The sequence below is a fragment of the Jatrophihabitans sp. sgz311053 genome (genome assembly GCF_056135305.1).
In genome coordinates, this window is the sequence record NZ_JBWAXP010000002.1 from 1,222,010 (window position 1) to 1,234,477 (window position 12,468).

Genomic DNA, 12,468 nt, shown 5'->3' on the forward strand with positions numbered 1-12,468 from the left:
CTGTGCGCTGTCATAGCGTGTCGTCGGGCGGTTGCGAGGCGCGGCGACCCCCACCCGCGTGCGGCGTCCGTAGAGCCCTTATCTAAGAGAAGCCCGAGAGACCCGCCGACCAGGAACACGAGCACCTTCGTAGCCATAGCTAGGACCGTGTTCCCGACGACCCGGATCGTGACGGTTTATCGGTTCTGAGGGTAGGACATGATAGCGACGCGCAGCATTATGTGCCCGATCACGGCAGCCCGCCTGGGGCCCGCGATTACTTCGTCCGCAAGACCTCGTAGTCCCCGTCCGCGTGGTGGGCCCGGATGACCTTCTTGTCGAACTTCCCGACGGTGGTCTTGGGGACCTCGTCGATGAACGTCCAATTTTCCGGGACCTGCCATGCCGCAACTTTCCCTTCCAGGAAGGAAGCCAGCTCGGCAGGTGAAGCCTCGCCGGACAGAACCACCGCAGCCAGCGGGCGCTCGGTCCACTTCTCGTCCGGGATGCCGATGACGGCGGCCTCGGCGACGGCGGGGTGGGCCATGAGCAGGTTCTCCAGCTCGACGGAGCTGATCCACTCACCGCCGGACTTGATGACGTCCTTGCTGCGGTCGGTGATCTGGAAGAAGCCGCGGCGGTCGATCGTGCCGATGTCGCCGGTGCGCAGCCAGCCGTCGTGGAACTTCTCCGGCACATCGGCGTTGTAGTACGCGCCGGTGATCCACGGGCCGCGGACCTCCATCTCGCCGACGGCCTTGCCGTCCCAGGGCAGCTCGTCGCCGTTGTCGTTGACGATCCGCATCTGGACACCGGGGATGATGCGGCCGGACTTCATCCGGTACGGGATCTCCTCCGGCGAGCCGAGCTCGACATCGGCCGGCGGGTGGGCCATGCCGCCCACCGGCGAGGTCTCGGTCATGCCCCAGCCCTGGATGATGCGCACGCCGAAGTTGTCCTGGAACGCCTCCAGCAGCGACTGCGGGATGGCGGCACCGCCGGAGGTCCCCATCCGCAGCGAGGACAGGTCGACCTTGTCGCCGGCCGCCTTCGCGTACTGGGCGATGCCGCCCCAGATCGTCGGGACGGCGGCCGCCAGCGTCGAGCGCTCGGTGCGGATGAACTCGCAGATCGGCTCCGGCGTCATGTGCGGGCCGGGGAAGTGCAGCGTCGCGCCGCAGAGGAAGGCACCGAAGGGGATGCCCCACGCATTGACGTGGAACATCGGCACGAAGGTGAGGATCTTGTCGCGCTCGGTGAAGCCGGTGACGCCCGTGGCGATCGTCGCCAGCGCGTGCAGGTACGTGGAGCGGTGCGAGTAGACGACGCCCTTCGGCTCGCCCGTCGTGCCCGAGGTGTAACACATCGAGGCCGGGGCCTTCTCGTCCAGCTCGGGCCAGACGAAGCCCGGCTCCTCGGCGGCGACGATGTCGGCGTAGGTCACGACCTTCGCGCCGCCCGCCGCCAGCTTGTCGGCGTGCTCGCTCTCACCGATGACGACGAAGGTCTCGACCGTCTTCAGCTCGGCGGCGATCGGCGCCAGCAGCCCGACGAGGGTGGCGTCGACGATGATGACGCGGTCCTCGGCGTGGCCGACGATGTGGACGACCTGCTCCGGGGTGAGCCGGATGTTCAGCGTGTGCAGCACCGCGCCCATGCCGGGGACGGCGTAGTACGCCTCGAGGTGCTCCTGGTTGTTCCAGCAGAAGGTGCCGACCCGGTCGCCGGTCTCCACGCCCAGCGTGGTCAGCGCGGCCGCCAGCTTCTCGGCATTCACCGCGATCTCGGCGAAGGTGGCGCGGCGGGCGCCGCCGCCGGTCCAGGTGACGCATTCGGAGTCGGGATAGACCCGCGAGCCGTGCTGCAGGATCTGCGTGACGGTGAGTTGGACGTCGTCCTGCATCGTGCTCTGGATCAAGACAGCTCCTCCGGCGTTGGGGTTACCGGGAAGTATTACTCCACCTGTGTGAGCGGCGCCTCAGGGGAGGGGTGCTCAGATCTCGTCGCCGCGCTCGACCTGCGGGCCGGGGAGGCGCCACTTGCGCGGCAGGTAGGCCCGGCTGCCGGCGTAGAAGCCGATGGACATGTTGCCGCCGTCCGCCTTGCCGAAGCGCTCGGTCGCCAGCGCGCGGATCCGCATGCCGGTGACGTACCACTCGAAGACCAGGCCGAAGAGGACCGCCAGCACGACGATCTGGACGGCGGCCAGGGCGGGGATGAACGACGCCGCGATCATCAGCGGGAAGAGCAGCAGCAGGTAGTTGGAGAACATCCGCTTCGAGTCGACCCAGTCGCGGGCCAGCTTGCGGGTCGCGCCCTGGTCGCGGCGGGGGAGCGCGGAGGGGTCGCCCCGCTTGAGCGCGGCGCGCTGCTCGGCCACGGACCGCGGTTTGGCCAGCTTCGCCGCCGCTCGCTGCTCACGGGCCTGCTCCTTCTGCCGGGCGTAGGCCTCCTTGCGCGTCTTCGGCGCCGTCACCGGACCCCGCCGCCCCTGCGCGTCGCGGCGCTTGGGTGTCGGGCGACCCTTGCGTCCGGTCTCGACGGTCTCGTCCTCGGCCGTGTTCTCGGCGATCTCGGAGGCGGCGGCGCTGTCGCGCTTGGTGAGCTTCACGGCGGCGATGATACGTCCCGCCGCTAGGCCTCGAATCCGGCCAGCTGCTCGTGCAGCCACGGGTAGAGCTGTTCCGCGGGCAGGTTCAGCTGGGACTTCAGCCCGCGGGTGCTGTCGTCGGCCAGGACCTCGAGCGCCCCCGCGGCGATCCCGTCATAAGCCTGGGCGACGACGCTCTCGGCGCTCACCTTCGGCACGTCCCACCGGCTCGACATCGGGGTATCGACCATCCCGACGAGCAGCCCGACGACGTGCGTGCCCTGCCCGCCCAGCTGCAGGCGCAGCGCGTTCGTCGCCGACCACATCGCGGCCTTCGACGCGCCGTAGGCGGTGGGGACGCTGATCCACGCCGCGGCCGACAGCACGTTGAGCAGGGTGCCGCCGCCGTTGCGGGCGAGCACCGGGCTGAAGGCGTTCGCGACGCGCAGGTTGCCGAAGAAGTTGGTCTCGAACACCCGGCGCAGCGCGTCCTCAGGCCCGCTGATCGAGTCCCCGGCCGGCGCGATGGCGGCGTTGTTCACCACGAGGTCCACATCGCCGGCGTCGACGGCCGCCCTTAGGACGGCGTCCGGATCGGTGATGTCGAGCGGCAGCGGGATGACCCGCGCATCGGCCCAGTCCTTCGGCGACCGCGCGGCGGCGTAGACCTTCTCCGCGCCGCGGTCGAGGGCCTGCTCGACGAACTGGCCGCCGAGCCCGCCGTTGGCACCAGTCACCAGGACGATCCGGTGCTGCAGAGACGCTGTCATCTAGACTCCTCCATCAAGTGGGGACGATCCCCGCATCGACTTTATGGGGAGTGTCCCCACTTGTCGAGGAGGGAGTGATGAGCGTGGGTGCAGCGTCTGCTCAGCCACGACGCGCGGACGCCCGGCGCAACCGGGACGCGATCCTCGCCGCGGCCCGCGAGACCTTCGAGGCCGAGGGGGTGCTGGCCCCGCTCGACGGCATCGCGGTACGGGCCGGCGTCGGCAACGCCACGCTCTACCGCAACTTCCCGACCCGCGACGACCTGCTGAGCGCCGTCATGGCCGCCGAGATCGAGGCCGCGTCGGCCGAGGCCGACACGCTGGCCCGGGACCTCAGCCCCCGCGACGCGCTCGCGGAATGGCTGGTTCGGCTCACCTGGCAACTGCGGATCTGGCACGACCTGCCCTACTGCGTCGCCGCATCGCAGGCCGATCCGGAGTCGCCGGTGGGGGCCGCCTGCCACCCGCTGCTGGTCACCACGCGTCGCCTGCTGCAGGCCGCGAAGGAGGCGGGGGAGGTCGGTCCGTCCGTCACCGCCGAGGAGGTCTTCGAGCTGGCGACGACGCTGTCCTGGGGGGTCGACCGCTACGGCGACGACGAGGCCGCCGCGCGCCGCCGGGTCGGTATGGCGACGGCCGGCATCTTCACCTGAGGCTGCGCGCGCCTCAGGCTGTGCCGATCCCGGCCGTCCCGGCTCACCCGACCGCGAGCGGTCAGGGCAGGGCCAGCATCCGGTCCAGCGCGATGCGGGCGTTCTCGGCCATCCGCGGTTCGACGGTGATGCGGTTCATGACCTCGCCCGCGGCCAGCGACTCCAGCTGGCGCACCAGGTGCGGGAGGTCGATGCGGTTCATCGTCGAGCAGTAGCAGACAGTCTTGTCCAGGAAGACGATCTGCTTGTCCGGGTGGGCGTTGGCCAGCCGTCGGACGAGATTGAGCTCGGTGCCGACGGCCCAGGCCGAGCCGGCCGGGGCGGCGTCGAGGGTCTTGATGATGAACTCGGTCGAGCCGACGAGGTCTGCGCCGAGGACGACCTCGTGCCGGCACTCGGGGTGGACCAGCACGTTCACGCCGGGGATCCGGGCGCGCACCTCGTCCACACTGGCGGAGGCGAAGCGGCCGTGCACCGAGCAGTGGCCGCGCCACAGGATCATCTTGGCCTCGCGCAGCTGCTCGCGGGTCAGCCCGCCGCCCGGCTTGTGCGGGTTGTAGACGACGCAGTCGTCCAGCGAGAGCCCGAGCTGCAGGACGGCGGTGTTGCGTCCGAGGTGCTGGTCGGGCATGAAGAGCACCTTCTCGCCCTGCTCGAAGGCCCAGCGCAACGCCCGCTCGGCATTGGACGAGGTGCAGACCGTGCCGCCGTGCTCGCCGGTGAAGGCCTTGATGGCGGCCGTCGAGTTCATGTACGTCACCGGGACGGTCACGTCGGCGACGCCCGCCTCGCGCAGCACGTCCCAGCAGTCGAGCACCTGCTGGTAGTCGGCCATGTCGGCCATCGAGCAGCCGGCGGCGAGGTCGGGCAGGACGACGGCCTGCTCCGGCTTGGTGAGGATGTCGGCGGACTCGGCCATGAAGTGGACGCCGCAGAAGACGACGAACTCGGCCTCCGGACGCGCCGCGGCGTCGCGGGCCAGCTTGAACGAGTCGCCGGTGACGTCGGCGAAGCGGATGACCTCGTCGCGCTGGTAATGGTGGCCGAGGACGAAGGCGCGCTCGCCGAGCGCGGCACGGGCCGTCTCAGCCCGCTCGATCAGGCGCGGGTCGGAGGCCGGTGGCAGCTCGCCGGGGCAGTCGACGCCACGCTCCGAGGCCGGGTCGCTGCCCCGGCCGAGCAGCAGCAGGGCCAGCGGCGAGGAGCCGGGTTCGGTGAACGACTCGGTCGTGGTCACGAGCCACAGCGTAATCCGGCGGCTACCATGGAATGGAGGCCGCCGACGCGCGGTTGCAGGCACTACATCGTCGAACCCGATTTCCTGGGGAGCACATATGACCAGCACCGAAACGCCCGTCGAGCTGACCACGGCCCCGGCCGAGGCGCCGAGCAACGACCTGCAGCTGACCGAGGCGGCGGCGTCCAAGGTCCGCGCGCTGCTCGATCAGGAAGGTCGTGACGACCTCCGCCTCCGCATCGCCGTGCAGCCCGGTGGCTGCTCGGGTATGCAGTACCAGCTCTTCTTCGACGAGCGCTCGCTCGACGGCGACGTCGAGCTCACCCCGCACGGCGTCCCGGTCGTCGTCGACCGCATGAGCGCGCCGTACCTCGGTGGCGCGGTGGTCGACTTCACCGACACCATCGAGCAGCAGGGCTTCACCATCGACAACCCGAACGCCCAGGGCGGCTGCGCCTGCGGCAACTCGTTCTGCGGGTAGTCCCCTCACCCGCCTGATGCGGGTGATCTCGGACCGTCAGGGGCGGCGCCGTGCGACTTGTCGCGCGGCGCCGCTTCGCTTTGGGTAGCGTTTGTCCAATGCCGACTCTCGTTGCCGGGTCCATCGCGTCGGACCACCTGATGCACTTCCCGGGCAAGTTCTCCGACCAGTTGCTGGCCGACCACCTGCACAAGATCTCGCTGTCGTTCCTGGTCGACGAGCTGGACGTCCGCCGCGGCGGGGTCGCCCCCAACATCTGCTACGCCATGGCGCAGCTCGGTGCCTCCCCGGTGCTCGTCGGCAACGTCGGCAAGGACTTCGACGAGTACCGCGCCTGGCTCGAGCGGGCCGGCGTCAACTGCGACCACGTGCGAGTCTCGGAGACCAAGCACACCGCCCGTTTCGTCTGCACCACCGACGAGGAGCTCTGCCAGATCGGCTCGTTCTACGCCGGCGCCATGGGCGAGGCCGTCGACATCGACATCGCACCCATCTGGGACGCCGCCGGTGCCGACCTCGCCGTCATCAGCGCCTACGACCCGACCGCGATGGTCCAGCACTCGGCCGAGTGCCGCGACAAGGGACTGCGCTTCGTCGCCGACCCGTCGCAGCAGATCACCCGCATGGACGGCGACGCCCTCAAGGGCCTCATCGAGGGTGCCGACCTGCTCTTCACCAACGACTACGAGAAGCAGCTGCTGGAGTCCAAGACCGGCTACACCGAGGCCGACGTCGCCGCGCAGGTGAACGTCCGGGTCACCACGCTGGGCTCCCAGGGCGTCGAGATCGTCGGCAAGGACGTCGAGCGCGTCCACGTCCCGGTGGCCAACGAGCGCTCCAAGACCGACCCGACCGGTGTCGGCGACGCCTTCCGCGGCGGCTTCCTCACCGGCCGCGACTGGGGTCTGGACTGGCAGCGCGCCGCCGAGGTCGGCAGCCTGCTCGCCACCATGGTCCTGGAGAGCGTCGGCACGCAGGAGTACACGGTCGAGAAGACCGAGTTCCTCGCCCGGCTGGACGAGTCCTACGGCTCCGACAGCGCCGCCGAGGTGGAGAAGTACCTGGCCTGACTCAGAGCCGGACCGGGTACACCGGCTCCGGCGGGGTGATCGCGATCCGCTGCTCGACGAAGATGCCGTGCCAGAGCAGGAAGACCAGCAGCGTCCAGATCTTGCGCGAGTAGTCGTGCGGGCCGGCGCGGTGCGCGTCCAGCAGCTGCAGCGCCCGGTCCTTGTCGATCAGCTCGTCGGCCTGCGACTCGGTGATGATCGCGCGGGCCCACTCGTACATGACGTCCTTGAGCCAGTGCCGGATCGGCACCGGGAAGCCCAGCTTCGGCCGGTTGATGACGTGGGCCGGGACGATGAGCTCCAGCGCGCGCCGCAGCGCGTACTTCGTCGTCTCCTTGGTGAGCTTGAGGTCCGTCGGCACCGATGACCCCATCGCGAAGACCTCGGTGTCCAGGAACGGCACGCGCAGCTCGAGCGAGTTCGCCATCGTCATCTTGTCGGCCTTGACGAGGATGTCCCCGCGCAGCCAGGTGAAGAGGTCGACGTACTGCATGCGAGTCGAGTCGTCCAGGTGCGTCGTGCGCGCGTAGAGCTGGCGCGTCACGTCCATGTAGGAGACGGTCGGGTCGAAGCCCTTGAAGAGCCCCTGCATCTCGTCCGGACGGAAGATGCGGGCGTTGCCGTAGTAGCGCTCCTCGATGCCGATCGCGCCGCGGCGCAGCAGGTCCTTGCCGCGCTTGCCCTCGGGGATGCGGGTCGAGAGCCGGCCGAGGCCACGCCGCACCCCCTTGGGCAGCTTCTCGAAGGGACGCAGCGAGATCGGCTCCTTGTAGATCGTGTAGCCGCCGAAGAGCTCGTCGGCGCCCTCGCCGGAGAGCACCGCCTTGACGTGTTTGCGCGCTTCCCGCGCAATGAAGTACAGCGGGACCAGCGCCGGGTCGGCTACCGGATCGTCGAGGTACCAGACGATCAGCGGCAGCGTCTCCATCATCTCCTCGGCCGTGACCACCTTGGTGATGTGCCGGACGCCGATGGCGGCAGCGGACTCCGCGGCGACGTCGATCTCGCTGTAACCCTCCCGCTCGAAGCCGGTGGTGAAGGTCAGCAGATCGGGCTTGTGGCGCTGCGCGAGCGCGGCGACGGCAGTGGAGTCGATGCCGCCGGAGAGGAACGATCCGACGGTGATGTCCGGGTCGACGCGCATGTGCTTGGCGACGGAGTCCTCGAGGGCGTCGGCGATCTTGCGGTAGAGCTTGTCTGCGTCCGGCACCGGCTTGATGGCGAAGTCGGGGTGGAAGTAACGGTGGACGCGCAGCTCGTCGCCGGGCTTCATCGTGAAGTAGGTGCCGGACTCCACCCGCCTGATCGCCGTGTGCATCGAGGCGGGCTCCGGGACGTACTGCAGCGTCAGGTACTGCTGCAGCGAAGTGGTGTCGACGCCGCCGCGCTCGGTGTCGGAGGCGAGGTCCAGCAGCGACTTCTTCTCGCTCGCGAAGAAGGTGCCCCGCTCGTCGGACATCGTGTAGAGCGGCTTGATGCCGAACCAGTCACGGGCGCCGAAGAGCACCCGCTCTTGGGAGTCCCAGATGAGGAAGGCGAACATGCCGCGCAGTTCGCGGACCACCTTGGGGCCGAGGAAGTGGTAACCGGCGACGATGGCCTCACCGTCGCCCTCGGTCTCGAACTGCGCGCCGAAGTCGCGGGCCAGCCGCTCGCGCAGCTCGAGATAGTTGTAGATCTCGCCGTTGAAGATCAGCTGGTAGCGACCCGCCAGCCACGGCAACGGCTGGTGCGAGTGGTCGAGGTCGATGAAGGCCAGCCTGCGGAAGCCGATGGCGACGTCCTTGTCGTTCCAGACGCCGCCCTCGTCCGGGCCCCGGTGCCGCATCGAGGGCAGCGACCCCTCGACGGCCGGCGCCACCGTCGCCGCGTCGCCGTTGCCCGACAGGAACCCGATCAGCCCGCACATGGCATCCAGTATCCCGGTCGGCTCACCGGGAGCGGCGCACCGTGTAGGCCGGTGTGCCGTCCGCCGCGGTCGTCTCGCCGACGTACTCGTGGCCGCGCATCCGGCACCAGGCGGCGATGTCCGGGCGTGCCGCCGGGTCGTCCGCCTCGACCGTGACCGTCTCGCCGACCGCCACGTCGCCGACGTGGCGGGCGAGGTCCAGGATCGGCAGCGGGCAGCGCCGGCCGCGGCAGTCCAGGATCACAGCACCCACTCCGGTTTGCACCCGGCGGCGCTGCTAACGCCGCCGCAGGCGGCGCGATAGGCGCGCCGCCGGGTGCAAACGGGGAGGGGGATCACAGCCCCGCCGCGCCCAACTCGGCCCTGACCTCGGCGACCGCGCCGGGCAGGACGGCGAGGAATTCGTCCACCTCGGCCTCGGTCGTCGCCTCGTGCAGCGAGACGCGGACGTTGCCCGAGGTGAGCGCCCCCATCGCGACGAGCACGTGGGACGGCTCCAGCGTCGAGGAGGTGCACGACGAGCCGGACGACACCGCGAAGCCGTGGCGGTCCAGGACGGTGAGCAGCGCCTCGCCGTCGACGTAAAGGCAGGAGAAGGTCACCAGGTGGGGGAGCCGGCGCTCCGGGTCGCCCTGCAGCTCGACGTCGGGGACGGTCGCCGCCACCCCCGTGCGGATCCGCTCGACCAGGGACCGGTGTCGCGCCGCGACCTCGACACGATCGGCCTCGACCGCCCGCAGCGAGGCCGCCGCCGCCACGATCGCCGGCAGGTTCGGCACCCCCGGCACCCGACCCCGCTCCCGATCGTCGGCCGGGACGAAGGAGCGCCAGCGGACCCCGGTACGGACCGCGAGGACGCCGGCCGTGCCGCCACCCCAGGTTCGGGCGTCGGCGGCGAGGACGTCCCACCCGGCCGGCAGGTCGGCATGCCCGACGGTCTGGGTGGCGTCGACCACCAGCGCGGCGTCGACCCGGCCGGCCACCTCCGTCACCGGCTGCAGCGTCCCCACCTCGTGGTTGGCGGCCTGCAGTGCGACGGCGGTGGCGTCCGCCGACGCGGCGACCAGGGCCTCGACGTCGACGCGTCCACGGCCGTCCACCCCGATGGACACGACCCCACCGCCCCGGCCGGCGTGCCACTCGGCGGCATGCAGCACCGCCGAGTGCTCCACCGCGCTGTGGACCAGGGCCGCCTGCGGGGTGCGCAGCGCCCCGAGGACGGCTGCGTGCAGCGCGGCGGTGCCGTTCGCGGTGAAGCTGACCTCGTCCGGCCGGGCCCCGAGGGAGTCGGCGATCGACTCGCGGGCGGCGTCGAGCAGGGCGGCGGCGCGTCGGCCGGCGCCGTGCAGCCGCGCCGGATCGGCCCAGCCGTCGTCCAGGGCAGCGAGGAGCGCCTGCCGGGCCACCGGGTGCAGCGGCGCACCCGAGGCGGCGTCGAGAAATCCGGAGCGAGAACCGGGCACGCCGGAACGGTAGCCCGGACCGGGTCCGGGCCAGGCGGTCCAGTAGGCTCGGGTCGTTCGTTGCACGTGTCGAGAGGCGGAATCTGTGCGGCAAAGTCGTTTCACACGTCGGTGGTCTCGAGGCGGCCGGATCGGCCTGCTTCTGGCCGGCGTGGCGCTGCTGCTGACCGGGTGTTCGGCCCAGGACTGGGAGCGGAACCTGCGTTTCGGCTTCCCGACCGGCGTCACCAAGCAGGCCGAGCGCATCCGTGTGCTCTGGACCTGGTCCGGCGTCGCCGCCCTCGCCCTCGGCGTGGTGGTGTGGGGCCTGATTTTCTGGTGCTGCATCCGCTACCGCAAGCGCAACGACGAGCTGCCGCGCCAGACGAAGTACAACTTCCTCGTCGAGGTCGTCTGCTTCACCTTCCCGTTCATCGTCATCGCCGTGCTCTTCTACCGCACCGTGATCGTCGAGGACTACGTCAACAAGACGACCGCGAACCCGGACGTCCTCGTCCAGGTCGATGCGTTCAAGTGGAACTGGGAGTTCGAGTACCACAGCTACCGCGGCGTCGAGGCGAACAAGTCCGAGAAGCCGGAGCAGCTCACCTACACCGACTCCAGCGGCAAGACGCGCAAGAACCCGGAGCACGCGGCCGTCCCGTACTACCTGAACACCGTCGGTGACTCGAACACGATCCCGATCCTGGTCATCCCGGTGAACCAGACGGTCCAGGTCGTCGAGCACTCCTTCGACGTCAACCACTCGTTCTGGGTGCCGGAGTTCCTCTTCAAGCGCGACGTCATCCCGTACGAGAAGCCGGGCGCCGACGAGAACCAGGACGACTACGACACCAGCCGCGACAACCGCTTCGAGTTCACCGCGACCAAGACCGGCAGCTACGTCGGCCGCTGCGCCGAGCTCTGCGGCACGTACCACTCGCAGATGAACTTCGAGGTCCGGGTCGTCCCGCAGCAGACCTTCGTCGCCTACGTCCAGGCGCTCAAGGCGATCAGCCCGGACAACCCGAACCGGCAGGCGCAGGCGCTGAAGAAGGCCATGCCGAACCAGAGCCCGTACGCCACCACCACGTACCCGCTCGACACGGACCGCACCTACAAGGGTCCGTCCGAGCCGCAGAACGGGGACAACTGACATGAAGGTCGAGGCCCGGCTCTTTCTCGGCGTCGCCGTCTTCTGCTGGCTCGCCGCCATCGGTTACGGCATCTGGACGGACCTGCCCAACAGCTTCACCAAGGGGCACATCGAGCCCGTCGGCATCGCCGCGCTCATCCTCTCCGGCGGCCTGTTGGCGATCCCCGGCTCGTTCTTCTACTTCGTGGGCCGGCGTATCGACCCCCGCCCCGAGGACCGCAACGACGCCGAGATCGCCGAGATGGCCGGCGACTACGGCTTCTTCAGCCCCGCCAGCTACTGGCCCTTCGGCCTGGCCCTCTCGGCCACCGTCACGGGTCTGGGACTGGCGTTCCTGCAGATCTGGCTCGTCATCGTCGGCGTGGTCATGCTCTTCTACACGATCGGTGGCCTGCTCTTCGAGTACTACACCGGTGGCCGGCGCGAGTCGCCCGGCGGAGCCTGACGGCTCACCCTCAGCTCGTCCCGACGCCCGTCCGGTCCTCGACCGGGCGGGCTTCGTCGTTCCCGCGGCCGCTGCGGGCCTGGCGGCGGCTGCGAACTCGACGGACGGCCCAGACCGCCACGGTGAGCAGCAATGCAGCCAGCACGATCCTGCTGACGGTGCCGGCGTAGGGCTCGACTCGGTGCCACTGCGACCCGAGCGCGTATCCGGCCAGGACGAACGCGGTGTTCCAGAGGGCGCTGCCGGCGGCGGTGAGGGCGACGAAGCGGGGTAGCGGCATGCGCGAGACACCGGCCGGCACCGAGATCATGCTGCGCACCAGCGGCACCATGCGGCCGAAGAAGACGTAGGCGCCGCCGTGCCGTGCGAAGGCGGCGGTGGCCCGGTCGATGTCGGTCGCGCTCAGCAATGGCACCCGGTCGGCGATCCGGCGCAGCCGGTCGAGCCCGAGCCAGGCACCGAGGGCGTAGAGCAGCAGGGCACCGGCCGTGGAGCCGGCGGTGGTCCAGACGATGGCCTCGACGACGCCGAAGCGTCCCTGTCCCGCGGCGAAACCGGCCAGCGGCAGGACCGCCTCGCTCGGGATCGGTGGGAAGAGGTTCTCCAACCCCACCACCAGCGCCGCGCCGGCGGCGCCGAGTCCGTCCATGACGGTGAGCGCCCACCCCGCCAGGCCGCCGGGGTCGGTCACGCTGTCGCTGCTCACGCACCACGACGTTACGTCCGATCGCTGTGC

Annotated in this window: 13 protein-coding genes; 5 read left to right on the forward strand and 8 right to left on the reverse strand. The window is 70.1% G+C overall.

Annotation, left to right across the window (positions count from 1 at the left end):
• Positions 1 to 256 precede the first annotated feature (256 nt).
• From AC0NZQ_RS14685 to AC0NZQ_RS14695, 3 genes are all read right to left on the reverse strand, one after another.
• Positions 257 to 1,894 carry a long-chain fatty acid--CoA ligase gene (locus tag AC0NZQ_RS14685; RefSeq protein WP_474531409.1) on the reverse strand — a complete coding sequence of 546 codons (1,638 nt, stop codon included), beginning with the start codon at positions 1,892 to 1,894 and terminating at the stop codon, positions 257 to 259.
• A 78-nt stretch (positions 1,895 to 1,972) separates the two neighbouring features.
• Positions 1,973 to 2,590: a DUF3043 domain-containing protein gene (locus tag AC0NZQ_RS14690; RefSeq protein ID WP_474530622.1), complete on the reverse strand. Its 618-nt coding sequence runs from the start codon at positions 2,588 to 2,590 to the stop codon at positions 1,973 to 1,975.
• Between the two features lie 23 nt (positions 2,591 to 2,613).
• The gene (locus AC0NZQ_RS14695) at positions 2,614 to 3,339 is read right to left on the reverse strand and encodes an SDR family oxidoreductase (RefSeq protein WP_474530623.1); all 726 of its coding nucleotides are present in this window, start codon (positions 3,337 to 3,339) and stop codon (positions 2,614 to 2,616) included.
• Positions 3,340 to 3,416: 77 nt separating this feature from the next.
• On the opposite strand from AC0NZQ_RS14695, the gene AC0NZQ_RS14700 reads away from it, so the two are divergent.
• The gene (locus tag AC0NZQ_RS14700; RefSeq protein WP_474530624.1) at positions 3,417 to 3,992 is read left to right on the forward strand and encodes a TetR/AcrR family transcriptional regulator; all 576 of its coding nucleotides are present in this window, start codon (positions 3,417 to 3,419) and stop codon (positions 3,990 to 3,992) included.
• Between the two features lie 61 nt (positions 3,993 to 4,053).
• Here the strand turns inward: AC0NZQ_RS14700 and nadA are convergent, their stop codons facing one another.
• A complete protein-coding gene (gene nadA / locus AC0NZQ_RS14705) occupies positions 4,054 to 5,229 on the reverse strand; it encodes a quinolinate synthase NadA (RefSeq protein WP_474530625.1) in 1,176 nt (391 codons plus the stop codon).
• Positions 5,230 to 5,326: 97 nt separating this feature from the next.
• Here nadA and erpA point away from each other — a divergent pair, with 97 nt between their 5' ends.
• Together erpA and AC0NZQ_RS14715 are read left to right on the forward strand one after the other, a co-directional pair.
• Positions 5,327 to 5,710, forward strand: coding sequence for an iron-sulfur cluster insertion protein ErpA (gene erpA / locus AC0NZQ_RS14710; protein ID WP_474530626.1), 384 nt, complete (start codon positions 5,327 to 5,329; stop codon positions 5,708 to 5,710).
• Between the two features lie 98 nt (positions 5,711 to 5,808).
• The gene (locus tag AC0NZQ_RS14715) at positions 5,809 to 6,780 is read left to right on the forward strand and encodes a carbohydrate kinase family protein (protein ID WP_474530627.1); all 972 of its coding nucleotides are present in this window, start codon (positions 5,809 to 5,811) and stop codon (positions 6,778 to 6,780) included.
• A 1-nt stretch (position 6,781) separates the two neighbouring features.
• Here the strand turns inward: AC0NZQ_RS14715 and asnB are convergent, their stop codons facing one another.
• The 3 genes from asnB to AC0NZQ_RS14730 form a co-directional block, all read right to left on the reverse strand.
• Positions 6,782 to 8,689 carry an asparagine synthase (glutamine-hydrolyzing) gene (gene asnB / locus AC0NZQ_RS14720; RefSeq protein ID WP_474530629.1) on the reverse strand — a complete coding sequence of 636 codons (1,908 nt, stop codon included), beginning with the start codon at positions 8,687 to 8,689 and terminating at the stop codon, positions 6,782 to 6,784.
• A 22-nt stretch (positions 8,690 to 8,711) separates the two neighbouring features.
• Entirely contained in the window at positions 8,712 to 8,933 is a 222-nt protein-coding gene (locus AC0NZQ_RS14725; RefSeq protein ID WP_474530630.1) for a sulfurtransferase TusA family protein, read from the reverse strand.
• A 91-nt stretch (positions 8,934 to 9,024) separates the two neighbouring features.
• Positions 9,025 to 10,152: a cysteine desulfurase family protein gene (locus AC0NZQ_RS14730; protein ID WP_474530631.1), complete on the reverse strand. Its 1,128-nt coding sequence runs from the start codon at positions 10,150 to 10,152 to the stop codon at positions 9,025 to 9,027.
• Between the two features lie 151 nt (positions 10,153 to 10,303).
• Here AC0NZQ_RS14730 and ctaC point away from each other — a divergent pair, with 151 nt between their 5' ends.
• Together ctaC and AC0NZQ_RS14740 are read left to right on the forward strand one after the other, a co-directional pair.
• Positions 10,304 to 11,287: an aa3-type cytochrome oxidase subunit II gene (gene ctaC, locus AC0NZQ_RS14735; RefSeq protein WP_474530632.1), complete on the forward strand. Its 984-nt coding sequence runs from the start codon at positions 10,304 to 10,306 to the stop codon at positions 11,285 to 11,287.
• A 1-nt stretch (position 11,288) separates the two neighbouring features.
• Positions 11,289 to 11,732, forward strand: a complete 444-nt coding sequence (locus tag AC0NZQ_RS14740) for a cytochrome c oxidase subunit 4 (protein ID WP_474530633.1) — start codon at positions 11,289 to 11,291, stop codon at positions 11,730 to 11,732.
• A 10-nt stretch (positions 11,733 to 11,742) separates the two neighbouring features.
• Here the strand turns inward: AC0NZQ_RS14740 and AC0NZQ_RS14745 are convergent, their stop codons facing one another.
• Entirely contained in the window at positions 11,743 to 12,438 is a 696-nt protein-coding gene (locus tag AC0NZQ_RS14745) for a DedA family protein (protein ID WP_474530634.1), read from the reverse strand.
• Positions 12,439 to 12,468 lie beyond the last annotated feature (30 nt).

Bases quoted from the DNA above. Each gene is read 5' to 3' on its own strand.
- asnB (WP_474530629.1), bottom strand. From the start codon at position 8,689: ATGTGCGGGCTGATCGGGTTCCTGTCGGGCAACGGCGACGCGGCGACG.
- AC0NZQ_RS14715 (WP_474530627.1), top strand. From the start codon at position 5,809: ATGCCGACTCTCGTTGCCGGGTCCATCGCGTCGGACCACCTGATGCAC.
- AC0NZQ_RS14695 (WP_474530623.1), bottom strand. From the start codon at position 3,339: ATGACAGCGTCTCTGCAGCACCGGATCGTCCTGGTGACTGGTGCCAAC.
- erpA (WP_474530626.1), top strand. From the start codon at position 5,327: ATGACCAGCACCGAAACGCCCGTCGAGCTGACCACGGCCCCGGCCGAG.
- AC0NZQ_RS14700 (WP_474530624.1), top strand. From the start codon at position 3,417: ATGAGCGTGGGTGCAGCGTCTGCTCAGCCACGACGCGCGGACGCCCGG.
- AC0NZQ_RS14740 (WP_474530633.1), top strand. From the start codon at position 11,289: ATGAAGGTCGAGGCCCGGCTCTTTCTCGGCGTCGCCGTCTTCTGCTGG.